The sequence below is a fragment of the Spirosoma migulaei genome, assembly GCF_054776855.1.
Map to the genome: position 1 here is coordinate 53,853 of NZ_BAAHBG010000031.1, position 26,950 is coordinate 80,802.

Genomic DNA, 26,950 nt, shown 5'->3' on the forward strand with positions numbered 1-26,950 from the left:
AGGACAATGTATTATACCTAATTTCGATCCGTAGCGAGGGGCTGAACATTCTGGAGGCTGGATGCCGACGTGCCGGTTTTGTTTTGAATAACCGTGAACGACCCATCCGTTTCCAGGACGACCGCCGTTATGTCGTCGAGATGAGCAACGCCTGAACTGCGTATGGCGGCCAAGACTTCGCCTTCGGCTACGCGCTCCCTGCGCAACGCCTGCCAGAGGAATTGCCCCTGGTGAAACAGCAGGGTAGGTTCACTTTTGATCATGCGCTGAAACCAGGGCCATCGGATGGATAGCCAGGCAACGCTATACTGAAGGGCAATCAGCAGCGTCAGGGCCGTTAATCCGTCAGCTAAACCCGTTTGGCGGGAGATGATAATGGTGGAAAAGGTGGAACCAAGCGCCACCGTTACGACCAGGTCAAAGGCATTCATTTTCGAGAGGGTACGTTTTCCCGAAATGCGCAGAAAAAACAGTAGACCCACGTAGGCCAGTATCCCCACGAACACGACGCGCCCGATGCTTTCCCAACCCTTGAAAACCCAATCGTGTATAGTTGCTGCTACGTCGGTCATGGGTTTTGACCGTTTAAAGCGGGAGCGGCCTTCGCTTTAGCTGGTGGCCGCGATAAGATGGCCGGACCATCGACGTCGGGTTGCTTTTCCAGTAAAACCACCGTATGGGGGAAGGGCATGTCGATACTGGCTTTGTCGAGGGCCAGTTTGATACCCGTCACGACTTGGTCACTCACTTTCAGGGCGTTGGCCTGCTGGGATTCGACCCAGAAGAAAACCGTCAGGTTCACCGATGAGCCCGCCAGTTCGGTTACGTATACCCAGGGAGCCGGTTCTTTCAGGACGCCCTCGATGCCAGTTAGTACGTCGTGAATGACGCTGCGAGCTTCTTCGATGGAATCCGGATAGCCGATGCCCACCACAAACTTGATCCGGCGTTTTGGATAAGCCGTCCGAACCAGAATCGAACTCGTATAGACGTCACCGTTGGGCAGAATGGCTCGCTCGCCATCGTAGGTTTTTAGCCGGGTGGAGCGCATGTTGATTTCTTCGACGGTTCCTTCAAAATTATTGACCCGTATCTGATCGCCGACTTTGAACGGCCGACGCCACAGAATGAGGATACCGGCAAAGAAGTTCTGGAGAATGTCTTTGAAGGCAAAGCCGATGGCCACCGAGGTAACGCCCAGGCCCGCAATAATGTCACCGGGTTTGAATGACGGAAAGACAACCACGCAGGCGGCCAGAAAACCGATAATGCTAATAAATGCACTGGCGATACGGCTCACCAGGCTGGCCAGCGTGTCGTCGATGGAGTGGCTCTGAACAGCTACTTTGTTAATCAGTTTCTTGATGCCTTTTCCCAGCAGCCAGAACAGCATAAATACCACCGCGCCAACGATGAGGTAGGGTAGCCGTTCGACGGTCCCTTTCATAAAATCGCGAACGGTATGCCAGAATAGCGTAATGCCATCATTGAACGTAAAGGGCGGTTCGTTCACCCGGGGTGGCTGGAAGAAACTCCAGAGTAAAAGCATAATGCTACGTTAAAAAAGTATAATATTGACTGATAACCAAATAGTTAGTTAAACGTAGTCTCAAGCTTGGCTGGGTAGTAGTACAAAGTTGTCTCTACATCTCCCATCAGTAATGTTTACTAAAAAAACCAGAAACTGTCTCGTAACTGAACCGTTACTGATCCCAGATAGGCATCGTTTGTGTAGACGGACGCCCGGTAGGTGCCCGGCTCAAGCGTTACCGTTGGATGAAACCTGAACTTTATTGGCTGTTTCATCCCGTTGAACGTAATGGTCTGCACGGCATCGACGGGTATCATCAGGTTGCCGGAGGGCAGCGTAACAGTGGCCAGTGGCAACGGCCTCGCCGGTGACCGGCCCGACTCATGGACCAGACTTAAGTAAACGTCTTTCGTTCCCTCCATATGTCGTTCGGCCGGTACCGTAAACGAAAGATCCAGTGCGTTTACTTTTTTGGCTTTCGCTGTTACTTTCTGGTTTGATTTTAAGAGACTTACCTGGAAGGCATCCCCCGTAACCGCTGAGGTGGATACCATCGTTTTAAGTTTAGCGTCCCGTTGGTTGAGCGCCTGCTGCAATTCCCTGTTCTGTTGACTGACTTCACTTAACTGATCCGTTTTTCCACGCATGAGGGCCCGTTGATTCGATAAACTGTCGCGAAGTTGCCCGGAGTCAACACCATTGTTTTCCGGTATGGCTGGAAACATTCGGTCAATGCGGGTACTTTCTAAAACGCCGATCCGGTCATAAGTTTGTGCTAATAAGTCATTTAACCCGTTCAGTTGATCGGTTAACGAAGCGTTTTCCTGCTTAGCGTCCGCCAGTTGGCTTCGTAGTGCGTCTAACTGCTCATGTAGCTGCGTTTTATTCATTTTCGACGAGTCTGCCTGTGGTGTAGTCTGATCGCTGAGAGCATCGGGCTGGCGCGACTGACTCCAGTAATAAACGCCACCAGCGGTTAGTAGAAGCAGACCAAGTAGCAGGAGGACCTTATTCGTTTTGGATGAATGCGCTTCAGTTTCCATAAGGCTGATCAATAAGAAATACGAGTTGGAATAATGATTAGCCGCTGGCGCACAAGGCAACTGGTGAAAGTGAACTCCTCACTAATTTGGCGTACAACTAAATCTAACTAACTGATAAATAGATATTAAGTTTATTTATAGTCATTTCTTCATTGACCGCAGTAAGCTGTTTTACCAGACTATACAACTCAATTGTCATAAACGAAGTGTTCATAATTCGGACGGAAAGTTTAGGGCCAAAAGAGCACACTAATTTACCCGGAACCTTAGCGACTAACGAGTAACGAGCGAGTCCGCAAGAATGGGCGTGGGTTTGTAAAACATAACCAAGGTTCCCAACCGTTTATTTGGACCAGTAACGGGTGCCGATAGTTCATAAGGGGCATTATTCTTAAAATAAACGTCATCCTGTCCGAGCAGATAGGCCGGAAAACGGCTGGTGAAGGCAATACCCTGATTTTTCTTGTTGGTCGAGATCGTCACCTTGCCGGATGGATCAACCAGCAGCATTTCCCGGATGCCCTGGTCTTTGACCAGCGTATTGAAGTACTCGTTGATTTCGCCAGGTTTGTTCTGGAGTAACGCGTTACGAACCGCCCAGACGAAAGTTTTCATACCAAACTGGAGTTGTTGCTGGTCGTTGGCGAGTTGATTTTCTCGTACGGTTGCCCGTACATCACTACGTTCCTGCTCGAACTCTTTATTTAGGGATACATTTTTGTAGAATAAATAGCCCACACCTAAAATCAGGAGGGCAATGACGCCGTAGAGTATGTACAGTACGTTTGTGCCGGGCTTCGTCGTTACGTGTCGGGTTCGCTGATCGGTGGTATCCATTGAGAGAAATGATTAGAATGAAAAGCCTGTTATATGGAAATTGGTTTTGTCAGCATGACCGGGTCGCCGTAGCAGAAGCATCTTAAACTAACGTGAATAATGAGTAAGCGATTTCTTTTTTTGTCATCCTGACGATAGAAAGGATCTTATACATTCCTATCGTCAGAATGAAAAAAAATCCAAATTTCAGGTGCTTTCTATCCGTTAATAGCTATCGGCCCTGAACGCGTATTTTTCGAAAATCAGGTTAACCGCCTGTTTGATTTTATTGTGGTCACGGTCAAATCCATTTATTAACCTAATCGTAGGCCGGTTTGTCGATGTTTGGTTTGTCGTTCGGGTTTCGATTCGGGTTCATCACCCGCACGTTTTCCCCCAGCTCGTCGGGGCCATCGGTGTATTTGTCTTTCAGATCGTCGTTGGGTAGTTTCTCGTCGGGCAAATCGCTGACGGGTTGTTCGCTGCCTACGCCACTGTGTCCTTCGGCCGACTGATTTTCCAGCCCGTTCGGTGAAATGGCCTGTTTGGCCCGGATGATGTCTTCTCGATCTTCGCTTTCCATATCGTTGTTAGTTGTTTAAAAAGTAAATTAGTAATGCAGTGTAGATTGTGCCGACTGTTCAAGGCGTTTATCCACCGAATCGTCGTCCTGCTGGGCTAACTGCTGTTTTTTTAGCGCTACCGCAATGAAACTGCCGTAGAAATAGAACAGCTTCTGGCGAAACCCACGGGCCTTTCTCACGTCGTTTATCATGTCGATGAACTCGTGAAAATTGATGTGAATTGGGTTGGCTTTATTGCCAATATTGGTCGTAATGCCGTAGACCGGAGCTTCTTCTTCCGGCTGATACGTTCCCAGCAGCCGGTCCCAGATGATGAACGTAGCGCCGTAGTTTTTATCGAGGTATTTTTCCTGCGATCCGTGGTGAACCCGGTGGTTAGAGGGCGTCGCAAAAATAAACTCGACCCACCTGGGCAACCGGCGAATATATTCGGTATGCACCCAGAACTGAAACAGGACCGCGATCTGACTAACGGTAAAGAAAACCACGGGGTGAAAGCCGAACAGCGCCACGGGCAGAAAAAAAATAACTTTAAAATTCTGAATCCAGCTCAGCCGGAAAGAAACCGTCAGATTATAATGCTCACTCGAATGATGAACGACGTGGGTTGTCCACCAGAACCGGCGTTCGTGCGCAATGCGGTGCGCCCAGTAATTAAAAAAATCGAAAATAAGGTAACAGGGTATAAACGTCCACCACTGAAGCGATATGCGCCAGGGGAGCAAATTATAGACCCAGACGACCCCGAACAGCAAGCCGAATTTCAGGCTGGTTCCAATCACGACGGAGCCTAAACCCACCAGGGTAGACCCAATCGTTTCCTGTTTGTTATAATACGGCTTCTTCTGAATATGGGAAATCAGGATTTCGATTCCCGTCAGTAAAAATAGGATGGGTGCTGCCCAGACAATGAGGTTCGGAGCGGCTTTTTCGATGGTCCACAGTCGCTCTAACGGAATAACCGGCGCACCAAATAAGGCTTCGTACATAGATAAGGAATGGTATCATGTTGACGACATTGCGTCATCGTTACTTATTATCCAGCTTATCACCAGCCTCATCAAAGGCATTACCAATAGAACGTCCTGCTTTCTTAAAGCCCGCTTTCATATCCTGCCAGGCATCTTCTGTGGCATTTTTCGCCTTGTCGATATCGTTGTCCAGATCCTTGTGTTCCCGTTTGAACTTATCCATTTGTTGGTTCATGGACTCTTTTGCATTGCCGCTGCTACGATCCATCTTCTGTTGGAGTTCGTCAATTTTCTGATCGAGTTTGTCGCGCTGTTCTTCCAGGTTAGTAACGGCTTTAGCTCGCTCCGTATGGAAATCTGTAGCCATCTGGTCGGTTGATTCTTTGGTATCTGCCTCGATAGCATCCCCCGTATTTTCGAGGGCTTCTCCGGTGCGTGACTTCTCAGAACCGCTGTTGCAGGCCTGAAAACCAGTAAGCGTCAGGGCGACGAATGCGGTCGCCAGTAAGGAACGTAGCGTTTGTGTTTTGATGTTCATAACGTTTGTATTTATGAGGTACTACCTGGTTTCAAAGTACATATAGTGATCTTGGAATGGGCTTAAGCAAACCTTATAAAGTCCTTAGAGCTTCTGTTTTGCCACTTGCCTGATTTCAAAAGAAACGGATAAAATCCTTGGAACGGCTGAAAACGGCCATTCCAAGGATTGAACATCTAGTCGATTATTTCGTTGAATACGTCAACTCATCGCCATCGCTTTTTGGCTTTGTCGAATCGGTTAGGTCGTCAATATCTACCTCCGTTTTACGGATCGTATCCCGAACCACTTCGTCGTGCTCGGTCACGTCCTTGCCCACCGAGATTTCCTCAACGACCGTTGCCGTTTTCGACACCACCGGCACTTCCTTATGCTCGACCATCTCAATCTGTCCGTCCTGGAAAGCGTTCAGGTCGGCATCCGTCGCCGGGCGGTTTACCGGATTGCGCTGTACACTAACCCGTTCTTCGCGTAACCGAATGCTTTCTTCAACGGGTTTGGCAATGATCCGGCTGCGTAGCCGGACGCCCCCCGTCTCAACGGTGCGTTTCCCTACTTCCAGATTTTCTTCAATAACCTTAATGGTTTGATCGGCGTCGGGCTGCTTCGTATCGGTGAAGGCTGCGCCCATCGATGCACTGGGCTGGCTGGTCAGACTGTCATAAACCGGCGTCCCTTCGTTAACATCGACGGCTCCGGCGTCATCCAGAATATCGGCCGCCTTCTCAGCTTCGTCTTCCGTCTGGACATGAACCGTAACCAGCGAGCCTCTTTCGGTGGCCCGGGCATATCGGTCCGCATCGTCATCATCGCCGAAGAGCGAGCTAAAGAAATTACCAATGCTGCTGCCGGTGTCATCGTCATTACTACGGGTCGTATTGGTAGTCGCGTATGGATCAGATGTGGTGTTACTGTAGCCTGCCGTCGAATCTGACTGGAGGGAAAGGTCGATGTCCTGGCGTGTAATGCCGGCATCGACCAACTTGTCAACGGCCTGCCGGGCTTCGGAAGCGTTATCAAAAACGCCAATAACTGTAAGTGCCATAATCAGACTAGTTTATTAGTAAGAAATTAGTTAGGGTAATTTATTCGGTAAGTTCACTTGAGGATTCAGTAGCGGTCCGTTCAACGGTTATCTCTTCCTGTCGGAGCGAGACCGTTTGCGTATCGGTCGTCTGGACCTGCCGCCGGGTCACCCGGATTTCTTCCACCAGCCGCAGTCGTTTCAGAATGACAACCTCTTCTTTTAGGACAGGATAGATCATTGTATCTCCTTCCTGCCGGGCCACCGGTACGTGGTCTACGAGTTGATCCATAGCCACTCGTTCAATGACTACGTCCTCCTGAAGCAAGGGAATTTGAATATCCTGCTCGTGCTGATGAACCGTTTTGGTAAGTCTGACGCGGCCCGTTTCGATAACCTGCTTGCTAACCTGAAGCTGTTCGCTAATCAGCGGTATTAGTAGAGATTCAGCATCGCCGCTTAGGAATGGAGAGTCCGGGTCGGTGGTGTTCGGCGTTTTATCAACCCATTCATCGGTTGGTTTCTGAGGGATCATAGCGGGATCGGTAACGGACAGCGTCAGGGCTGCATGAATTTGCATTGGGGTTGCTTACGTGATACGTAGCGTATTAAGGCGTTGTGGGTAAAAAAAGAGTTGGGCAAGTGCTCAGCCCCTTTTCGATCGTCAATCACTACGGTTCCCCAGTCCAAATGGGAAACAAAACAACCCTATACACGTAGTTTTTTCTATCGCACCGTCTGCGTCTCCTGAATCGGGTGGTCGTATTGATTATACTCGTCTTTTGAATCCGTACCCATTCGAGCGCCGAAACCCGAGGCAACGACTCCAAGCAATAGGCCAAAAAAGCCATAAATAGCCGCTTTGGAGGCTGCGGAAGCGGCATCGTCAGCCACATGACGGGCTTTTACTTCGGCCTCTTGTTTGGTTTGTTCGAATTTCGCGGCTGCCTGCTGATACGTATTGATCCAGTTGTCAACGATTTGTTCTGATTCAGCCCGGCTTTTGCCCGTTCGCTTCATCAATACGTTAACGGCATCTTCTTTGTCCACACGATTGACCGTTGCCTGGCCCTGCTTGAACAGGCGGCTGAATAGATTGCTGGCGACTTCGTCAGCAGCCTGCGGATTCGATGCGGCCCGCTCAACGGCATTACCTGCCCGGTCAGTGGCCTGGTTTGCTTTACGTTCCAGCGTGTTGGGGTTCAGACCCGGATCACCCGTCTGACGAAGCATGGTGTTGACTTCGCTTTTCAGATCCGTCAGGTTCATATTATTCATATCGATCCCGTTCGCCTGAAGCTGATCCTGAACGGCATTGCCGATACCGGGCGCGGCAGCCGCTATCCCTGAACCGGCGGTTTTAACGATACCACCCACCAATTTGCCCACACCGCCAATAATACTACCCAGCGTCGTCGTCAGAAAATAAATGGTCAGTAGCGTAACCAGACACCAGGTCAGCACGCCATGAATCATCCCATCGAAGAGCCGGGGCGTACTTGCCAGTCGGCCCGCTACCCAGCCACCAATAAACAGGGAGAGGAGGCTGCTGACAATATACCAGATGGCGCTCCCGATGCCTAAACCTGCCATCGGGTTGCGTTCTTCCACCGGATCAATCGTGCCCAGGCCGATGCCCAGACCCAATAAGGTTAGGAGTATCTGAGTAACGATGGCCACCAGAACACCGGCAAATACGGCGCTCCAGGAAATTCGTTTCATAAAATCCAGCCGGTTCGGGCGGTCCTGGTATAAAGCTGTTGTTTCCATAACGTATTACTTGTTTATCAGTTGAGTAAGGCAGAAAAACTAGGCCATCCTGCCATTGGTCTTTTCACGGCATTGAACACTTCGTCACGTATTGAGTAAATCAGAAAGCAATCTGTAGGGACACACCTGATACGGGTATGATCAAAACTGGTTAAGGAATGAGGCTTGGCCGTTACGGGTGTTCAGGAAGGTGTGGGTAATTCCTGTGAATAGGCGGGATAGAATGCCACTGGGCATAATTCCCGTATGTGATGATGAGGTAGTGGCAAAAGTACGTCCCTCGATATAGACACCCTATGAGCGTTATCACTGTGCGCTATGATGGGTGTCACGTCATCGCCTATTCTTTATACGGGTCCACACCTTGTTAGCACACCCAGACGCTTATTACAACTGAGTCACGACGATCTCGACGCGCCGGTTTCGTTGCCGTCCCTTAGCGGTTTGGTTGGTCGCAATGGGATCGTCTTCGCCTTCTTTGCTGGTCGTTATCCGGCTGTTATTAATTCCCTCCTTTACCAAAGCCGCTTTGACAAAATTGGCCCGGGCAGCTGCAAGCGGTTTATTAACCGACTCAGGACCGACGCTATCCGTATAGCCGACAATGCGGATGTGCAGTTTGAGGTAGGTCTTCATAATCTGCGCCAGATCATCCACTTCGGCCTGGGCATCGGGCGTAATCCGGGCGGTATTGGTGTCAAACCGGAGATCATCGAAGAGAAATGATTTATTAGGCTGACTGTTTTTTGTCGCTAAATAGCGGGCTAACTGGTACGTAAAGGATTGATCGGTCAGGATTAGTTTGCGGCCACCCGTTGCATCGACCGCTACGCGTACTTTTGGCCCGGCGGAAGGTACATCTACACTCAGGACGACCACATCGATCCGGCGGTTTTGCTCGCGTCCGGCCTCGGTTTTGTTCGTCGCTACCGGCATTGTATCACCCCGTTCCCGCGTGGCTACGCGGCCCGACTCAATACCCCCGGCGACCAGAGCCTGTTTAACGGCTTCGGCCCGCTGGCCGGACAGGGCGTCATTGTGGGCATCGGTGCCGGTGCTGTCGGTGTTACCTTCGATGCGGATGCGGAGCGAAGGATACGCCTGCATAATCTGGATCAGATCATCCACGTTGGGACGGGACTGAGCCGTAATTTGAGCCGAACCGGGCTCGAAAGTCAGGTTATCGAACGCAAACACCCTGGGATACTGCCCATCTTTGGCGGCTAGATACTGGGTCAGTCCGTAATTGAAGGAGCGTTCGGCAACGTTCAGTTTTCGACCACCCGGTAAATCAACACCGACCTTTACGTCAGGTATGCCCGAGCCATCTACATTCCCATCCATATCGTTGGCCACCGTGTCGGTTGCTGCGGCCACGCCTGACCCGATTGCCTGTTCAGCCGTGGATTTGTCCGGTTTGCAATAACGAAGCAAAACTAAAGTTAACAGGAATAACCCCAGGCCGATAAGCAGCCATTTCCACCAAAGCATACCGCCAGCCGGTGCTGCTTCCTCCCGAATCGGAACAACCGGGGTGGCGGCAGGAAACGGTGTACCAATGAACCAGGCCAGTGGAACACCAAACATGGCTGGTATGACCGAGCGGGTAGCATCGCCTTCACTGTGGAGCATAGCGGCTAACTGAGCCTCGGTCAAATCTCGGGCGATTACCTGTTTATGCAAAAAGCCCATTAATACGGAGGCAACCAGCCCGGTTAAGGTAGTGGCCGATCCTAAGCCGATTCCACTGTACTTGCTTGTTTCCTGAGCGACCTGGTGAACCCGCTGGTCATACAATTTTTTGAGTAAGGCATTCCCCGATTCGGCCGCTTTTTGTCGTTCGCTGGCGGTATCCACCAACTCACCTAAGTTTGGTTCAGTGCTGAAGGGCGTATTCTTGAGCAGATGATACAGCTTTTTTGCGCCATCGTTGTCCGATACACGATTCATGACACCAGCCGTTACGGTGGGCAGAAGCCCATCGATTGCTTTTGGGGTGTTCGCCTTATTTTCATTCAGGCTGTGGGCCAGATCGTTGACGGCGGATGGGGTAAAAACAGACCGCAGATGGTCCAATGGGGTTGTCGTTGCCATAGGTATTTATAGGGTGTTGAGCTTACGATTCGGGTCATGGCGAACCGATAAAGTCGGTAGAGGCCTGTTTCCGAATTGGAATATGGACCGGTTGATGCCGTAATTTTGTGTGGGAGACGCAGGGTTACTTAGCTTCATTGCAGCCAGTATAGCCGGTGCCATTGGGCAGAGCTGGCCATGAATCTGACAAGATGGAGCAGCAACGAATGACAAAGGTAGACGTGACCCTCCCGGCATAACTATGACGACCATCATCACCAGACCTGATGGTTACCTTAGTTGGAACCGCTGTGTATGTGGGGTAATGATGTTCTTCTGACTGCTATTGGTCATAAGACCCGGTGATACGGGTCATAAATATGATCAGATTAGTCAAGTAAGTTTGTATGTTCGCCGGGGAAGATAACCAGAGGCCAGCGTAGTAGTATTCGTATTGAATTCACTTAGTAACTCTACCTTATGTGGCCTTTTACACTGGAATTTCCCGAAACGACTGATAAACAGTCTGATGCCAAATCGATTTGGGATCGGCAATTGAATGAGTACGTTTTTAGGGTAGCGGACCAGTACATAACCGTTGTCGATAAGCCGACGCAAGACCGATTAATAAACTTGCTGACTACTATTGGCAAGCCAGATTCTAGGCAGCCAGATACGTTTCAATAATTCAGGATTCTTCTCGTGAATCTATCAGGGCCGCACCTGACTCGGTTGGATGATTCGATGCCCCGCTCCGCTGTTCGGCGTTACGTAGTTCGCGCTCCAGAAAGTAGTTGAGCGCCGTTCGCAGTACGGCAATAGCGGCTAAGAGACCAATGTCATTCCAGGTCGGGGCTACAGCCGTTTTCAGAATATCGGCCCCTAACTCCAGCTCTAAGGCCAGGGCCAGTGAACGCCCCAGCGATAACCGGATCTCTTCTTTGGGAACCATCAGGCTCCGGTCGGTAACGATTGCGTATAAAAAGTTTCCTAACGACCGCAGAGACGCAATGGCAATGACGATAGCCGCACCCGCTTCAATCCAGCGGGCCAGCAGGAACGTAGTGGCTTTAATGAATTCTTCCATTGGGTGAATAGCCAGTCAGGACCACGATTTCATGAGCTTTTTATAGAGATCACGCACCTGCTGCTTTTCGTAATCGGTGTTCAGCGTCTGGTCGGCAGAATCCATCAGCAGTTTGGCCTGTTGCTTTAAAATCGGCTTCCGGTCGTCGGAGCAAACCGCTTCGTTGACCAAGGCCAGCGCCCGGAGCAAGCGCCGGAGCACGGCATGGTTTCCCTTGGCATTGATGCGCGGCAGATCGAACGCCAGCCGGATATAGTCATCAAAGTCCATGCTCCGCACCAGTATCCGCAGATGCGTCCCGTCGGAGCGCAGCCTGGCCGGAAACTCGCGGTGGGCCAATTGTTCACTAACGGCGCCGAGGTAATCGACGGCCATGATGGCGGTGGTGGTGTCGTTGATGCCGGGCGAGAGTGCTTTCAGCGCAATGTCAACTAGTTGCTGAATACCAAACGCTACATCCTGCTCCACGTTCCGGTGCCGCCCAATGCTAACGTAATCCATCAGATCAGCGGGCCAGTCGGCTTCCTCAGGGTCGGGACGTTCCATGCCACTGCGAACGCTGAAGAGTACCGTTCCTTCGCCCACAAAGGCACCCATTTCTTTCTCGATACGGAGCACGACCTGGTTTTTCGTTGCCCATTTGAGTAGTCCCTCCGTATTGATCAATTGCAAATAACCCGACTGATTGGTTTTGACTGGATGCCAGCCCATTTGTCCATCGGTGTATTCTAAAGCGGCTTTGGCCTTTTTAGGATCATCAATCGGCTCGCCAAACTGATCCGGAAACAGTTCGACGATGGCTTTGCCCGTTTCATGAAAAATATGCTGAACAATCGTACCGGTCTGTAAGGATTCGGCAATGTGATGAATAAAGAAGATCAGCGCCGCTACCCCCCCTAACGCCAGCAGCAGACCAACTAACACGGCCGTAGACGGCACAAACTTGACCTCATCGGTTCCCCGAATGGTGCCCAGCACAATCAGGCAGTAGGCAAAGACACCGACGAAATAGCCTATGACGACCTGATTGACGCGGTCCCGCATGAAGTTACGTAACACCCTGGGTGAATACTGACTGCTCACCTGCGAAATTGTGGATAGGGTGAGCGAAAAAGCCAGTGCTGCTACGGTCAGCATGGAGCCCGAAATAGCCGACAACATCCCCCGGGCGCCATCGGCCCCCGAAGCGAATAGAAGCGGGAACCGTTTGGCCCCGTGCCAACTAGTATTGGCATCAAACTCAACCAGCCCGTAGGCTAGACCGAAGGAGAACAGAACCATCAAACCCGGCACAAACCAGAGCGATTCCTGAAGTTGTTGCCAGTATTGACGAAATCGGGTAGGCATTTGGAATGCAAAAAGATTATTAAGCTAACCTGCCAGCAGCCGAATAGTTAGAACGGCTAGCAATAAGCATAAAAATCGCTTAATCAACCGATTAAACGACTAAGTGAGATTACAGGAAATGGCCGCTCGACAACAATCCTTAGCGCATAATAGGGCCTTTGTTCACAATTCGCTGTAGTATTCGATTGACGGAATAGAACACACCGTTCGTTGCGCGGACGTCAGCCTTTAGGACCTCGATCACATTACTCATCCGTTTTTTATCGTACTGGTATTTCCCTGTTCATGAACAAATGGTGGTCATTTCTTCGTGACCTATCTGAGTAAAATCAAGTGTATCATCCTGCGGTCCATTGTGTCCATGAGCTAGTAAATCTCGTCACCGGGAAAACCGAAGATTCGTTAGATTCCCTATTCATTTAAAAAATAATTGACCAGTTTTGCCATAATCGTATGCGTAAAAAGTGAAAATTTAAGCTGGGTATACTTCTCGGAAATAAATCCTGGATAATAGCATAGAACAAGTCGGTGTAACTCCCGAAACGCGGATTACTAATCAAAATCATAAGGGAGCAGGCGTGGTAGTTGATCTAGTTACTTAGCTGACAAATGTAGACGTATTCGATTGTCTTGTCTATGACATCCATCATCCTGCCCTATGATGGGTAATGGCTTTCCAATAGAGCTACTTAGCTGGTTAATGAGCGTCTGTCAGGCAATGAATTGACGCGCTTATCCCATGTAGTATTCCAACGTCCTAAGTGGGGGACTGACGAGGTATCAATCAGCAAAATAACAGAGCGGAATTTGTAGGATGATGGTTATCATTAGGCATGATGATTACCATCATTAGTAACTTCAGTGGAATCCAATACATTTGGTCACCTTACAGAAAGGAGCGTAAATCGCTTCTTTTCGGTACTAGGCTTACTATTGCGTATGTACTGAATTAGGCGAGGTAGATCAGAATCAACAAAATGCAGGGTAACCTTTCAATCAAGTTAGACTAAATCCCGGTTTAATCCAGATCAGGCAGACAGTTTATCTCTGGGGCTTTGTTTAAACTGGATTTTAGTGGACTTTGCCACCAAATTACTTACTTTAAGTCATAACTCTTATGATTACGCCCATTGATTTTCAGGATGACAAAATTGTTGGCTTCCGCATGAGTAGTACGATTACGAAAGACGATATCAAACACTAGGCCGCAAAATTGGACCGCAAATGCGATACGCTGGATAAACTGCGCGAGTACATCAAAGCAGACGATATGGATGCCGTTACGGTTAAAGCGGCTCTGGTTGACCTAAAATTTGACGTGTCGCACCTTGCCGATGTTGATAAAGCGGCTTTCGTTTCTGACGATACCTGGACAAAGATCTCAACCTTCTTGGCTGATTTGTTTCCCGGTATTCACGCCAAACACTTTTTGCTGGCTGAGAAGGAAGAGGCTCGTCAATGAATCAAAAGCTGAATGATTTAACCGAAAACAAGCCGAATTTCATCCATTAAATTCATCAACCATAAAAACCCAACGCTGCTTTTACTCACCGGCTACAGGGGCCAATGAATCTGGTAGTGGTATTCTTATTTCCGGACAAGACCAACAGCTTTTCCTGAGTTACCGGCAAATCAACATATTATTGAGCGTCTGGATTCAGTTCCGCATGGGGTTCTTGGCGCTGATGATCCAACCGATGATAACCTGACACAAAAATCGCCTGTCGCGAAAAATCAGGAAACGAAACAACCCGCTGCGTCCTAATACAGACTTTTCTCAAACCAGCGAATCAGTCCATGCGCCTTCAGGATGAGTCTACAATTCCTCTACCGGCGTTAATCTTATCTCAGTCATATTCAATTATACCTTGTCGTTCTCTTAATTGCATTTCAATTTCTGTTTAGTAAAGATCCAATTTATAATGAAACTAATTGTTTATTTGAATGTCTTCAGTTTTATAGTATCAATTTTCTGCGTATTAGGCTTCGTACCGGACAATCAGGCTGACCAGATCGTAGGCCGATGGCAATTTCCTTCTAGGGGGTCCAGTGTCGATATTTTCAGAAAAGGAGACTTCTATTTTGCCCGCGTTGCCGAGGTAGACCAAGCTGGTGAGGAAAATTTTGGCCTAGTAAAAGGGGCTATTCTCATTCTTGATCTCCACTACGATGGAGAGGTCTGGACGGGGGGGCAATTAATACATCCTAAAACAGGCATTCATCTGAGCGCTGAAGTTCACTTGGCGGAGCCGAATGCTATAAACGTAACCATATACAAAGGCATTAAACTATTGCACCGAAAATTCACTATGACTAGGCAAACAAGACACTAACTGTCTGTAGGCGACGGCCCATCAATGGGTAAAACTTTACTCATTTAGCCATTCAAACTGGTTTAGCAACTACTTGTGCCAATAGTACCCAGCGCATTGTCTACAAAAAGATGGTCAAATCGTTCATTAATCTTGCTTCTCCTTCAGATCATTCGGTCAAGGCCGTTTTCGTTATACTAGACGAGCAGACGGGCCTTTAGTTTTTTTTAATGATTGTGACCTGGGTCGTCATCAGTGTCTAGCGCAGCAGCCATTTCAGTTGCTGCCTTGCTTTGTCGATGTTTAGCTCATAAACAGAAAAATGTTAGTAAGATCAAAGACGAACAATACGGTCGAACACCGTCCAATTCGTAACACTTATCCCTTACCGAGTACCGACACGATCAGCAATCCGCAGAGATGATTCAGACTGGTAGCTGGCGTTTGAATTTGGATACTGAATACGTAGAGGCAAAATACAGCCAGATTCCTATCCTTCATCTGGCTGTTTGCCGGCGCTTTAGGCGCTTGCATCCTTGGCCGGGTTCCACTCTCCATAACCTATTCCATACGGTCGTCTTCGTGTAGATAATCTAAGCGACTAAAGGGGAGTTAAAGCCGTCCAGTCATCCCCAATTCTGTTTCGTACGTATTACCAAATCTGCCCGATTTAATCGAGCATCGATTGGGCTGGTAGGTAAATAACCATCATGAGACCACGTGACCAGTGTCATAGTTAATACTATATGACCCGTCTACCTTTGTATGGGTACTAGCCAAAAAAAGGTCTAGCTAATCCTCAGTCATTTTCTTGTCGACCTAGTCTACTTCATCGAAACGATACGCTTAGTCAGGAAGGGACCGGCTTGATCCAACGAGTAAGGGGTCCTGACAAAGTACCTGAATTGATTAGAGGTTATGAAATGAATGCCGGTCTGCTAATTTGCCTGTTAAACAATTAATCAAAAACGTATGAAAACGATTCAATTAATTACCCTTGCGCTCGGTGTGGGCCTGCTTGCGGGAGCTTGTTCAACCACGAAGATGAACTTCGTCACTTCATCCGTAGTCCCGGCTGCTACGGGCGAGGTAAAAGTCAAGAAGGACAAGAATAAAAATTATGTCATCAACGTAGAAGTGCTCAATCTGGCCGATCCTAAACAACTCACACCCGCCAGGGAATCATATCTGGTCTGGATGGAATCCAGCGGAAATTCAGTGAAAAAGTTAGGCCAGATCGATACGTCGTCGGGATTTCTCTCCAAAACCATGAAAGGGGAAGTGAGTGCGACAGCCGTAGCCGAACCTACCCGTGTATTCATCACGGCGGAGAATGATGTCAGTCTTCAATACCCATCCGGTGAGATAATCCTGACGACAAACCGCCAGTAAGTTGTTTGCTCATTCTCGTTTCTATCGCCAAATCCTGGCCGTACCCATTTACGTGATTTGGGTACGGCCAGGATTTGCTTTTTCGGCGGCATGCGTTATTGAGCTGGCTAGATTATACGTACCAATGCGCTCGGTGACATTCAAAGCCCCGTTGTCGGTTAGTATATTGGCCGCCTGTCTGGCGTCAGAATCGGTGGGCGCGTGCACCGTAACCACCGAACCCGTAGCTGCGACCTGGGCTAATGTATCGGTCTGATCCGGGTCATCGCCAAACAGCGAACTCAAGAAGCTACGGAGGCTACCTCCGCCCGTTGCGGTTTCATCAAGCAACGCTTCATCGGGTAGGCCACTTTCATTTGTAGATGGATCAGGCACCAGTTCATCATCCATGAGGGTGGTACCCAACTGGTGTGAAAGCTCTATCGTGTTCCGAGGCATACCGAAACGAATTAATTGCTCAACAGCCTGCTCGGCAGCTGAGGTCGTCTTAAATATCCCAATGACAGTAAGTCCCATTTTAGCTAAGCGTTTAAGATTAAAAATAGATTTGTTACCTACTCGAACGCCCACCAGATCAGCCGCTCATTGCTTGTTTTGATTCAGTAGGCAACCATACTATTCCAGGTAGGCTATGTAAACTTCGTTTGGTAATGGTATTTGTGTGCGTGAACTTAGGTTGTTCCAGTCCGCAATTGGTGAGTTAACAGGCCTTGGACAATGCCTAGCCCAATCAGAAACAGGCTCCCAAATCGAAGTGCCGTCTGTCGCTCTTGTGGCCCCAGCATCAGCATGAACGCAAAGCCCCCCGCCAGTAGTACACAAATAAAGTGGATAACTCCTACCCAGTAGCCTTTCGTTGCGCTGGCAGGGGTGCCCAGAAAGTAAAACATCGTTTCAACCGCTTGCACAAAGGCATAGATAAGGGCCCACAGCCCCAGGCTATTGACCAAGCTCTTCAGGGATACATCCATCATAGTCAGTAAAGTAAGCCCAAATAGGATATCCCGAATGCTCGCCAAAACAAACCAGTTGTTATTTGGCTGCCCTTTATGGCGCCGACGAGAACTCACAATTACCCGACTAAAGCCAGCCAATACCAGCAGGCCGCTCAACAGACCCGTACCTGGAGTCTGAATGGGATTCATAAATAGTAGCAGTAGGCCCATTACAAGGTAGCATCCGTTGGGTAGCTGCATGAGCCACCAGGGTTGGCTTGTGTTTTGGATGATTGTTTTCATGGGTATTCGTTCTGGTATCAAGTAGTCAAATCGGAGCTTCTCCCACTCTGGCTATCCACCTCAAAGGGGCAGATAACGAGTAGCCAGTAGCACTCTAAAACCCCTTTTTCTTACCCATGACGTGTCTGCCGTAGTGTCGATACTAACGTTGAATTTTTGGGTAAGCCTTCCCTGTACGCTACTCGCAGAATCTGCGGGAAATAATACGTGTCAGACTGGATTGGTAAGTGAACCTGTTTCCAGACGTTGAGCATCGTATTGATTAAAATGGCTTCTGATTGGGAGGGAGATAGATTAGCGAGTAAAATAAGTCCCCAAAGTGGCGGAGCATACCGATCATAGAATTCCGTAAAAGCGCGTGATGGCTGGTTCTTTAGAAGTGGTGATGACTTGGTAAATAAGTTCATAGCCGTTGGAACAAAGATCAGGTACTTAAACTATCCGAGCCATGAGTCTACCCCTACCATTCCTCGTCAGATAGCGCCATGACGCTTAACAGGCATCCACCTGTTGCGCGTCATAGTGTATCAGCGCTTAAGTTGGGTGAGTTTGTCAATGTTCAACAAGGTGATCTGACTGCCATTCACGTCAATCAGGCCCTCGGTGCGTAGATCACTTAAAATTCGGATGACCGTTTCAGTAGAGGCTCCTACCAGGTGTGACCAGTTTTCGCGCGAAAGCGTCATGGGTGGCGATGTATTGGCATCTTTCGAGTGAGTCGCTTGGCGGGTACCAGCGGGGACACGGGGACCGCTGGTGTGGTCTGGCCACGGTGGAGTTTCCGAACCGTCGGTGGGGCGACTTTCTGACTGGCCAGAATTGGTGGGTAGCGAATAATATTTGCGCTGAACCATCAGCAGGGCTTCGGCAACCCGTTTACGGACCGATTGATACGCCAGTTGGAGCAACCGATCCTGATGCGCAGCTACATTCCCCGCCAGCAGGCGGATGAATCGGTTGGCCACCGCCTGGTTGTGATAAATCAGGGCCAGAAAATCGGCTTTGGGAATGGTGCATACCTCGGCATCTTCCAACAGTTCGCCTGTTTCGGGGTAAACCGTTTCTTCCAGCAGCGCCAGGTAACCCACAAAATCACCCGCCCCGAACAGCATCGTGATGAACTCATTACCACTGGGATCGATTTTGGACAATTTGACTTTACCCCGGCAGATAAAATACAAGGCAGTCGGCCAGCTACCCGCCGTAAAAAGCCGATGCTTTTGCCTAAATTGAGTGGTTGGGTAGTTATCGCAGAGGGATTGGACAGTATCGGCTTCCTGTAAGAGGGCACTTGTCAGGTTCTCTAAACCTACAGGATTTTGGACGGGCTCGGTTTGGCCACGTTCCCCTTTCTGGAGCCGGACCGCCACCGTGTTCAGTAACGTATGGTCGTCGAAGGGTTTGGTTAGATAATCATCCGCCCCTAGGTTCATCCCATAGCGAAAATCAGTCAGTTCGGCCTTAGCCGTTAAGAAAATAAACGGCACATCGGCTAGCGCGGGATCGTTGCCCATAATATGCAAAACACCGTAGCCGTCGAGTTCGGGCATCATAATATCACACAGAATCAAGTCCGGGCGCGTCTGGCGGGCCAGAGCAATTCCCTGTTTGCCATTGGCGGCCTGCAACACATGGTAGGGAGCCAGTTGGAGAATCTCGACGATGTTCTCCCGCATATCAGGGGTATCTTCGATGACTAAAATAGTTTTCATGGGGTTGACGTAGTTAATGGTAACTGGATCGTAAAGGTGGTGCCCGAATTTAGCTCACTGGTAAAGGAAATCGTGCCACCCAGCAAATCCACGTAGCGTTTGACGACATAAAGCCCCAACCCCGTCCCTTCCACATTCGCTACGTTACGAGACCGGAAAAAGCTGATAAACAGCTTGTCTTTATCCGTATCAGGAATTCCAATGCCTTCATCTTTGACCGAAATGATCAATTGCCGGTCGTCAACAGCCGTTGTTAGTTCGATTTCTTTTCCATGGGCTGAGTACTTACTGGCATTCACCAACAAGTTAATCAAAATGTTCTTTAGCATTTGGCTATCGATCGATAAGCTCGTCTGGCCTGCCCGGTGCTGATAGACCAGCCGTTGACCTGGTTTGATAATGCCCTCCATATCTTCCATGACTTCTTCGCAGAACAGCTGGATGTCGAGCGGGTGGGGGTGGCCGTACAGGGTTGCCTGCTCCATCTGGCTGAGGGAAAGAAAATCATTCAGCAGTCCCGTCAGGCTCAGTACGGCCGATTTAATACGCTGTACATGCCGCTCCCGTTTATCGGCTTCATCCGGCCCATTATAGCGGCTAATGAGGGAGACCGAGGAGAGAATCGTGCCCATGGGCGTGCGAAACTCGTGGGACGCCAGGGTGACAAAGTTTGACTTCAGTTCATTCAATTCCCGTTCCCGAATCAGGAGGTTGTCGGTTTGCTGGCGGGCCAGTACCTGCTGGGTCACTTCAGTGGCCATAACAAATACGCCGGAAACAGCGCCAGGTTGCTCCCCACCATCAATTTGTTGCAGGGGTTCATAGTTAAAATTAAAATAGCCGGTCTCCAGCTGTCCGTTCCGAAAAAGCTCGATACTACGTTCAGTAGCCCGGAAGGCTTCTCCCGTGCGCATGACCTCCTGGAGCAGGCTATCAAGGCCCTGATTAATTAATTCGGGCAGGGCCACCAGCATTGGCTTATCAATCAGATCCTTATGATCATCGCGGCCAACCATGCCCAGGTATTGTTGGTTCGCCATTTCGTAAACCAGTTCCGGTCCACGCAGGATGGCAATGGCTACCGGTGCCTGAGCAAACAACGTCCGCAACTTGGTTTCACTTGCCTCTATCTGATGCCTCGCCCGTCGACGCTCGGTTGCGTCACTGGCCGTTACCAGAATACGCGTCACCCGTCCGTCAGCTTCGGGCAAGGGTTCATAGACGAAATCGAAATAAACGGTAGTGAACTGACCCTGCCGGTAAATAATGGCGGGTAATTCCTTGCCCACAAACGGTTGACTGGTCGCCATGACGCCCGCCAGCAATTCTTCAAAGCCCTGGCCAGCGGCTTCGGGTAGGGCCTCGAATAAGGGTTTGCCCAGCACCTGGGCTTCGGTACGTCCCCAGATGGCACAAACGCTGGGGTTCGCTACTTCAATCACAAACTGGGGACCCTCAAAAATGGCCATACCAACGGCGGCTGAGCGAAACACCCGCTGCAGATAGTCTGCATTAGCTTTTACAGCCTGGCGGGCCAGTACTTCCTGGGTAACCTCCTGAGCAACCCCACTGAACCGATCCAGTCCGCCCTCCAAATTGAAGACCGATCGGCCCTGGAACCGAACCCAGCGCAGGATTCCATCCTCGGCTCCGATGGTGCGGTAGGTAAGGTCATAGTGCCCGTCTGAATGGGGGCTCATTATCCTGCGAACGGCTTCATTTACTCGGTTTTTATCATCGGGGTGAATGTAGCCAATAGCAGTTTGGTAGGGAATCGCCTGACTACTGCTTAGCCCAAATAACCCTGCACTTCGCTGGTCCCAATGCACCCTATTGCTAACCGGGTCTACATCCCAGATGCCAAACTGGGCTGCCTCGATGGCAAAGCGGAACCGTTCCTGGCTTTCCCGGGCAAACGCTACTTTTTGGGTCGTTTCCTGACAGATCACCAGGACGCCGGCTACCTGTCCGGTTTCATCCAGGACTGGGCTGTAGCCAAAGGTCCAGTACACGTTTTCGAGCCGGCCATTTCGATAAATCGGTATCAACTGATCTTCGGCCCCGACGGAGTTTCCCGCCAGCACCTGGTCGATCAGCGGCTTGATGGTTGGCCAGGTTTCAGGCCAGCACTCCACGCCCCGTTGCCCAAGGGCCGTCGGATGTTTGCCGCTCGAGCCCAGACTGGGGCGGTAGGTGTCATTGTAGAACTGAATCAGCTCAGAACCCCACCACAGGAACATAGGGGCCTGCGCATGGAGCAATAGGCTCAAAACAATGCGCAACGGGTTTGGCCATTGGTCAGGCTGGCCAATGGCTGTCTGAGACCAGTCGTTGGTGCGGATGAGTTCGCCCATCTCCCCTCCCCCAGCCAGAAAAGCCCAGGTATCGGTATTCATTGCTGCCACGTTGCTTTTTTCATCAAGTTTATTCCTGCGAAGTCTTGTTTACAACAGTAGATTGGTAAGCGTTAAAGTGTTCAGTATCAACAAAAAAAGTAAGCCTGCGGGACCTATTATGACTAACTATCTGCCTGTGTAGGGTTGGCTCGAACAAGGAATTAGTGGGCCATTAATTCATGCCGGCGTTTAGAAAACAGACTTTGAGGGCCTGGGCAATAGGTTGCAACTCCAGCCAGGATACTGGTTTTTGAATATAGCTGTTAATGCCGCTCTGGTAGGCTGCCGCCACCTGGCATGGGCAGGCGGATGTCGAGAACATAACCGTTGGAATATGCTGCAGCAACGGATTTGCCTTGAGGCTCAGTAGCGTTTCTAATCCATTTGATTTGGGCATGTTCATGTCGAACGGTCCGCCGGTGCGGCAGGATTAACCGTACCGGATGGGGTTCAGGACCCTGTATCCAACCGTCCAGTAGCTTCAGCAAATGATCACCATCTTCCGCTTCGACGATCATCATCGACGGATCGGTGGCCTGGATGGCCTGACGAAGGAAATAGCGGTCATCAGCATCATCGTCGGCAATGTAAACTATGGAGGTAGCTGTTTTCATTGATTAAGTGGTAGAGTTTAAACGGGTACAGTACAAAGGTGAAACGTACTGGTAAAGCAAACAATGATGGATATCAGCCTCGGATATGATGGTTTCGGATTCCAATCCTGTTAACCCCAGCGTCTTAACGGATTCCTGTTAACGGTTTCAACAGAGTAGCTGGATGGGAAGTTTGTTGAAATCCGTGGCCGATTATCAAACTCCATAACGGTCATTGATCTAGTTGACCGTTATCATAGTTGGGCGGGTTATGATTCATTACCTTTATAAAACGTCCTACTTTTAACTAGTGCTGTTAAATGGAAGCAGTTTTTCCCCACTCAGCTACCTGAAGCCACCTTAATTTCACTGGTTTAATCAAGCAATTTACTAATGGCCTTACGACAAATGGTTACTGGCTTTTTTGAACACGTAGCCGAAGCACAACAGGCCGTTCAGCTACTATTGGGTAGTGGCTTTACCCGAGAGGCTTTAAGCATGAATACGCAACCTACCCCAATACTGCCAACTGTGGATAATACCAGTCTCCCCCAGTCTGGTTTTACGGATGGAGAAATTGGTTTGGACAAACCCACATCAGGGCATTTTCTGTTTTCGCTCTTTGGCAATGTAGATGAATCCGGACACGGACCCTTTGATCGGGACGAGAATGACTCCGGCACAAGCGCCCAGGCTAACTCGCTTCGCAGCCTTGCTACTGTAACTGTAAGAATTCGATCGACTGCTGAAGCCAAACGTGCTACCGAATTACTACGTAACGCGGGGGCTAAAACAGCTTAACTTTATAAACTCACATCGTCAGATAAGTCTTAAGTAGAAACCTAATCCACCATGTTTTTCCCATCTTCTCGGAGAATCCATTTCATCTAATTTGACAACGCTATATCAGGATTAGCTTTGCCTAATTATATCTGATCGAAAAACTGACAAACTAGGTGTAAAGCCAGCTTGGTTCTTTGAATGTATGTTGATGAGTATCGGAGGCCGATACTTAACCTTCCTCCCGCTGTAAGGGGATAAATTGTTTAGCTCTTAGGGGGGGCTTAGGCTTGTCCGCTTGTGGGTAGTTCGCCTCTAACACGCAGGCCATGGTCACGACGCTCACCGGCGGATTCATCGAAGTAGGTTTAGCCTCATTCTATTTTATGACTTCTCCTCCAAGAAAAAGGAGATTGTGCTCAAGTGGCCTCATCGGACACGTTTTACCCCTAAATTACCGTATCGTATGAATACAGTTTTGTCTCAAGGAGGAGCGTTATCGAGACCGAGTAAGCCGCTGGTTACCGCTTAAAACGGAGCTCTCTTTGACGCGTCTGAACAATATGAAACACCAACTAGGCTGGAAAATACACACAGAACGTAGCCCCTTGATTCGGTTTACCGCTGGCCGTTATCGCTCCCCCATGGTTCGTGACTACTTTCTGCGCAATGGCCAAACCAATTCCCGTACCGGCAAACTCATTCTTACCGTGTAAACGCTGAAACACTTGAAAGATGCGATTTAGGTACTTCTCATCGAAGCCAATGCCGTTGTCTTTCACCTCGATCAGGTGATACCTGTCGGCATATCGAGCGGGCAGCAACGAAGTGGGTAACTCACTTCTGGCTAACTGACGGGCACGAACGGAAATCTGGGGAATAATTGATGTCCCGTCCAAGTTGGGGCGTCGAAATTTAAGCGCGTTGGCCAATAGGTTCTGAAAGAGTTGAGTTAACTGCATTCGTTCACCTTGTATCGTCGGTAAATCATCCACGTCAATCTGGGCCTTGCTCTCCTCAATGGCCACCGATAAGCTGTCCAAGACTTGATTGACCACTTCGCTCAAGGGTACAGGCTCATCAAGTACTTGACTGGTCGCAATTCGGGAGAAGGCCAGCAGGTCTTTAATCAAGATCGACATGCGGCTAGCCGCTGTCTGCATGCGCTCCAAGTAAATTAGTTCTTCCCCTTCGGGTTTGGCGTAACGGCTTTTTAAGAGGTCGCCAAACTGTTGAATCTTGCGCAGGGGTTCCTGTAAATCATGCGAGGCAATATAGGCAAATTGCTCTAAGTTTTGGTTGGACCGTATCAGATCGGTGTTGGCCTGGGTTAACTCCTCCGTCCGCAACTGGACGCGTGATTCCAACTCGCTGGCCAACTGACGGTAGCGCTCCTCGCTTTGACGAAGTGCTTCTTCTCCCTGACGCTGAGTGGTTATGTCCGTATTAATGGCCACCGCTGCCACCACTTGCCCTTCTATGACCACCGGGGTAGCCGCACACCGCATGATTCGGTCTTCCCCGCTTAGCCGGTGCCGAATCAACACGTCCTCTACCACCCGTTCGCCACCCAGCGCCCGGGCAAATGCCTGCCGCTCGACTGGAATGGCAGCACCGGTCTGCCAGTCGCGGGTCTGAATCTCCTCAGCCAGCGTACCAATATGACGGTTAAGTTCTTGTGGGCTGGTGAAGCCCAGTTGTTCCAGGGCAGCCTGATTGACCAACGTAATGCCTTCCAGCCCCCCGATGTAGAGGCCGTCGGCCAGATTTTCCAGTACCGCCCGTAGCCGCCCTTCGCTTTGTCGCAGCTGTTGCTGTTCCCTCTCCAGGGCTTGACGAGCCTTGACTTGCCCGGTAACATCGGTGGCAATAACCAGGATACCCGACACGGGACGCTCAGCTCCTTCCTTCCGGGGCTGGTACGTTAGATCCACGTAAATGGTTTCGAGTTGATTGTTGCGCAATAGCTCGACAGCTACTTCACTGGCGATGAAGGGGACACCGGTCGCAATAACCTGCCGGAGCAGGTCATCAAAGCCTTGACCCGCTAGTTCGGGCAGGGCTTCCAGTAGGGGCTTGCCAACCAGTTGCTGAGGTGCTCGGTCCACTAACCGGCCATAGAAGGGGTTGGCCAGTTGAAATGTCAGATTCTGCTCATCGATAATAGCAATGCCAACGGGTGACTGCTCGAAAAGGCTAAGCAACTGATGCTGACTAGCCTCGATCTGTTGATGGGCCTCATCAGAATCTAATCGCAATCGGGTTTGAGTCTGGGCCTGGACCTGACTTTGCCGAGCTTGGTCCGAAAGTTGTTGGTTGGCCTTTCGTAGGGCCAATAGATTGATTACTTGCCGAGCCAGTGTTTTTAGGGCAGCCAATTGCCCGGCGTCCAGTTGCCGAACCTGATTGTCAATCACGCAGAGCGAGCCCAAGGCCATTCCCTGCTCATCTACCAAGGGCACCCCGGCGTAAAATACGATGTGGGGCTCGCCCGTCACCAGGGGATTGTCGGCAAACCGCTCATCCAGGCGGGCGTCTTGGACTACCATCGTGGTAGCCGGGTTCAGGATATTATGCGCACAGAAGGCTTGCTCTAAGGGTGTTTGACTGAGGCCAATTCCGTGCGTAGCTTTAAACCACTGCCGGTCTTTGTCCACGAAGCTAATTAACGAGACCGGTGTCTGACAGATTTGGGCGGCTAAGTGGACAATAGCCTCGTAATCGGCTTCGGGCAATGAGTCCAAGATTCGATAGTTTACCAGCGCGCTGATTCGCTTGTCCTCATCAGACAAGGGTGAGAGTGATTCCATTTACTGATAAGATACCGTTGAAGTAGGCTCATCAAAGATACTGCATTAATAGCGAATCCGGTAAAGCGGTCATCGATACCCGACTGTCTTATCCTAATTTTATTCGGACGTTTTTCTGAACGGTACTCGAGTAGGAGGGGAGTGGTCGAAAACAGGTCTTTTGCGTTCAATAAACCCGTTCAGTTAAGTTGTTCATGAATGTGTTACTATTTTTGACTTATATGAACGATTGGAAGCCTACCTCAATTTTTATCAATCATTGATGCCTACTGAAGCAACTCGTATTTGAGATAACGAATTTGGCCCCCTTTTTTAGATTTATATAAAATACTTCTATCAAGCCTTTTTTAACAATTTTGCTACCCGTATGGATTGGGCAAAATATAGGAAGAGGAGTCGGAACCTGATTATTTCTATTAATGGAAGCAAGGGCATTGCTATATTGACAAATACAGAAAAACCAGGCAGAAAACTAATACTCGACGCGTCAAAAACATATGATTCGGATGGGGATAATTTGACCTTTAAATGGTGGGTAATGTCTGAAGCTGGCACTTTCACTGAAGATATCAAAATTGAGGATAGCAATACGAATAAAGCTTTATTAGTTGGCACAACTAACGCTTACGGAAAGTTGTTTCAGGTGATTTGTGAAGTTACAGATAACGGAGCCCATAACCTTTCCAGTTATCGAAGAATAGTCTTTGAACCGACAAATAAGTGAGGTAGAATTAGTTCGGTAGGCTACGCAATTCATCAGCGGCTTATCGAACCAAGCCTTTTAGATAAAGCAACTCGAGAGCTATCTTTTTGAATATTTCATCAAACACACGGTCCGCCGTTGCGTTTATTTTTAAAAGAGTCAAAATTTAATGAGTCCGCCGAAGTGGCTCGTCCTTAAATCTGCTCAAAAAACCCTCCAGTCGAAGGAAG

The 26,950-nt window shown here is 49.5% G+C and carries 27 protein-coding genes; 6 read left to right on the forward strand and 21 right to left on the reverse strand.

Annotated elements, in window-relative coordinates; all coding sequences use genetic code 11:
- Window positions 1-17: 17 nt before the first annotated feature.
- From ACYVGO_RS29170 to ACYVGO_RS29220, 11 genes are all read right to left on the reverse strand, one after another.
- Window positions 18-572, reverse strand: coding sequence for a DUF421 domain-containing protein (locus tag ACYVGO_RS29170; RefSeq protein WP_460972308.1), 555 nt, complete (start codon window positions 570-572; stop codon window positions 18-20).
- Window positions 569-1,549, reverse strand: coding sequence for a mechanosensitive ion channel family protein (locus ACYVGO_RS29175; protein ID WP_460972309.1), 981 nt, complete (start codon window positions 1,547-1,549; stop codon window positions 569-571). Before ACYVGO_RS29175 ends, ACYVGO_RS29170 begins: the two co-directional genes overlap by 4 nt.
- 119 nt (window positions 1,550-1,668) lie before the next feature.
- Window positions 1,669-2,574, reverse strand: a complete 906-nt coding sequence (locus ACYVGO_RS29180) for a hypothetical protein (protein WP_460972310.1) — start codon at window positions 2,572-2,574, stop codon at window positions 1,669-1,671.
- A 273-nt stretch (window positions 2,575-2,847) separates the two neighbouring features.
- A complete protein-coding gene (locus ACYVGO_RS29185) occupies window positions 2,848-3,411 on the reverse strand; it encodes a hypothetical protein (RefSeq protein WP_460972311.1) in 564 nt (187 codons plus the stop codon).
- Window positions 3,412-3,709: 298 nt separating this feature from the next.
- On the reverse strand, window positions 3,710-3,973 hold the full coding sequence (locus ACYVGO_RS29190) for a hypothetical protein (protein ID WP_460972312.1): 264 nt from the start codon (window positions 3,971-3,973) through the stop codon (window positions 3,710-3,712).
- Window positions 3,974-4,000: 27 nt separating this feature from the next.
- Window positions 4,001-4,963 (reverse strand): sterol desaturase family protein, encoded by a 963-nt coding sequence (locus ACYVGO_RS29195; RefSeq protein ID WP_460972313.1) that lies wholly within the window; start codon window positions 4,961-4,963, stop codon window positions 4,001-4,003.
- 40 nt (window positions 4,964-5,003) lie between these two features.
- The gene (locus tag ACYVGO_RS29200; RefSeq protein ID WP_460972314.1) at window positions 5,004-5,483 is read right to left on the reverse strand and encodes a sll1863 family stress response protein; all 480 of its coding nucleotides are present in this window, start codon (window positions 5,481-5,483) and stop codon (window positions 5,004-5,006) included.
- 184 nt (window positions 5,484-5,667) lie between these two features.
- Window positions 5,668-6,528, reverse strand: a complete 861-nt coding sequence (locus ACYVGO_RS29205; protein ID WP_460972315.1) for a YsnF/AvaK domain-containing protein — start codon at window positions 6,526-6,528, stop codon at window positions 5,668-5,670.
- Window positions 6,529-6,568: 40 nt separating this feature from the next.
- A complete protein-coding gene (locus ACYVGO_RS29210) occupies window positions 6,569-7,087 on the reverse strand; it encodes a YsnF/AvaK domain-containing protein (RefSeq protein WP_460972316.1) in 519 nt (172 codons plus the stop codon).
- 146 nt (window positions 7,088-7,233) lie between these two features.
- Window positions 7,234-8,277, reverse strand: coding sequence for a YrzE family protein (locus ACYVGO_RS29215; RefSeq protein WP_460972317.1), 1,044 nt, complete (start codon window positions 8,275-8,277; stop codon window positions 7,234-7,236).
- Between the two features lie 387 nt (window positions 8,278-8,664).
- Window positions 8,665-10,371 (reverse strand): OmpA family protein, encoded by a 1,707-nt coding sequence (locus ACYVGO_RS29220; protein ID WP_460972318.1) that lies wholly within the window; start codon window positions 10,369-10,371, stop codon window positions 8,665-8,667.
- Window positions 10,372-10,830: 459 nt separating this feature from the next.
- On the opposite strand from ACYVGO_RS29220, the gene ACYVGO_RS29225 reads away from it, so the two are divergent.
- Entirely contained in the window at window positions 10,831-11,037 is a 207-nt protein-coding gene (locus ACYVGO_RS29225) for a hypothetical protein (RefSeq protein ID WP_460972319.1), read from the forward strand.
- 1 nt (window position 11,038) lies between these two features.
- On the opposite strand, the gene ACYVGO_RS29230 is transcribed toward ACYVGO_RS29225, so the two are convergent.
- Window positions 11,039-11,437 carry a DUF1622 domain-containing protein gene (locus tag ACYVGO_RS29230; protein ID WP_460972320.1) on the reverse strand — a complete coding sequence of 133 codons (399 nt, stop codon included), beginning with the start codon at window positions 11,435-11,437 and terminating at the stop codon, window positions 11,039-11,041.
- A gap of 15 nt (window positions 11,438-11,452) precedes the next feature.
- Entirely contained in the window at window positions 11,453-12,784 is a 1,332-nt protein-coding gene (locus ACYVGO_RS29235; RefSeq protein ID WP_460972321.1) for a DUF2254 domain-containing protein, read from the reverse strand.
- 1,213 nt (window positions 12,785-13,997) lie between these two features.
- Between ACYVGO_RS29235 and ACYVGO_RS29240 the strand changes: the two genes are divergently transcribed.
- The 3 genes from ACYVGO_RS29240 (at window position 13,998) to ACYVGO_RS29250 (ending at window position 16,488) form a co-directional block, all read left to right on the forward strand.
- Window positions 13,998-14,246, forward strand: a complete 249-nt coding sequence (locus ACYVGO_RS29240) for a SpoIIAA family protein (protein ID WP_460972322.1) — start codon at window positions 13,998-14,000, stop codon at window positions 14,244-14,246.
- 460 nt (window positions 14,247-14,706) lie between these two features.
- Complete coding sequence (locus ACYVGO_RS29245; protein ID WP_460972323.1) at window positions 14,707-15,117, forward strand: DUF2147 domain-containing protein; 411 nt, start codon at window positions 14,707-14,709, stop codon at window positions 15,115-15,117.
- Between the two features lie 951 nt (window positions 15,118-16,068).
- Complete coding sequence (locus ACYVGO_RS29250) at window positions 16,069-16,488, forward strand: hypothetical protein (RefSeq protein WP_460972324.1); 420 nt, start codon at window positions 16,069-16,071, stop codon at window positions 16,486-16,488.
- 48 nt (window positions 16,489-16,536) lie between these two features.
- Here the strand turns inward: ACYVGO_RS29250 and ACYVGO_RS29255 are convergent, their stop codons facing one another.
- From ACYVGO_RS29255 to ACYVGO_RS29285, 7 genes are all read right to left on the reverse strand, one after another.
- Complete coding sequence (locus tag ACYVGO_RS29255; RefSeq protein WP_460972325.1) at window positions 16,537-17,004, reverse strand: hypothetical protein; 468 nt, start codon at window positions 17,002-17,004, stop codon at window positions 16,537-16,539.
- A 155-nt stretch (window positions 17,005-17,159) separates the two neighbouring features.
- A complete protein-coding gene (locus ACYVGO_RS29260) occupies window positions 17,160-17,726 on the reverse strand; it encodes a DUF308 domain-containing protein (RefSeq protein WP_460972326.1) in 567 nt (188 codons plus the stop codon).
- A 110-nt stretch (window positions 17,727-17,836) separates the two neighbouring features.
- Window positions 17,837-18,133, reverse strand: coding sequence for a hypothetical protein (locus ACYVGO_RS29265; protein ID WP_460972327.1), 297 nt, complete (start codon window positions 18,131-18,133; stop codon window positions 17,837-17,839).
- A 120-nt stretch (window positions 18,134-18,253) separates the two neighbouring features.
- A complete protein-coding gene (locus ACYVGO_RS29270; protein WP_460972328.1) occupies window positions 18,254-19,438 on the reverse strand; it encodes a response regulator in 1,185 nt (394 codons plus the stop codon).
- A complete protein-coding gene (locus tag ACYVGO_RS29275; RefSeq protein WP_460972329.1) occupies window positions 19,435-21,834 on the reverse strand; it encodes a sensor histidine kinase in 2,400 nt (799 codons plus the stop codon). The genes ACYVGO_RS29270 and ACYVGO_RS29275 overlap by 4 nt, the downstream gene beginning before the upstream one ends.
- Window positions 21,835-22,006: 172 nt before the next feature.
- Entirely contained in the window at window positions 22,007-22,180 is a 174-nt protein-coding gene (locus ACYVGO_RS29280; protein WP_460972401.1) for a response regulator, read from the reverse strand.
- Window positions 22,098-22,448 (reverse strand): hypothetical protein, encoded by a 351-nt coding sequence (locus tag ACYVGO_RS29285; protein WP_460972404.1) that lies wholly within the window; start codon window positions 22,446-22,448, stop codon window positions 22,098-22,100. Before ACYVGO_RS29285 ends, ACYVGO_RS29280 begins: the two co-directional genes overlap by 83 nt.
- A 372-nt stretch (window positions 22,449-22,820) precedes the next feature.
- On the opposite strand from ACYVGO_RS29285, the gene ACYVGO_RS29290 reads away from it, so the two are divergent.
- Window positions 22,821-23,228 carry a hypothetical protein gene (locus tag ACYVGO_RS29290; protein ID WP_460972330.1) on the forward strand — a complete coding sequence of 136 codons (408 nt, stop codon included), beginning with the start codon at window positions 22,821-22,823 and terminating at the stop codon, window positions 23,226-23,228.
- 554 nt (window positions 23,229-23,782) lie between these two features.
- Here the strand turns inward: ACYVGO_RS29290 and ACYVGO_RS29295 are convergent.
- On the reverse strand, window positions 23,783-26,017 hold the full coding sequence (locus tag ACYVGO_RS29295; protein WP_460972331.1) for a PAS domain-containing protein: 2,235 nt from the start codon (window positions 26,015-26,017) through the stop codon (window positions 23,783-23,785).
- 367 nt (window positions 26,018-26,384) lie between these two features.
- Between ACYVGO_RS29295 and ACYVGO_RS29300 the strand changes: the two genes are divergently transcribed.
- Window positions 26,385-26,741, forward strand: coding sequence for a hypothetical protein (locus ACYVGO_RS29300; RefSeq protein ID WP_460972332.1), 357 nt, complete (start codon window positions 26,385-26,387; stop codon window positions 26,739-26,741).
- Window positions 26,742-26,950 lie beyond the last annotated feature (209 nt).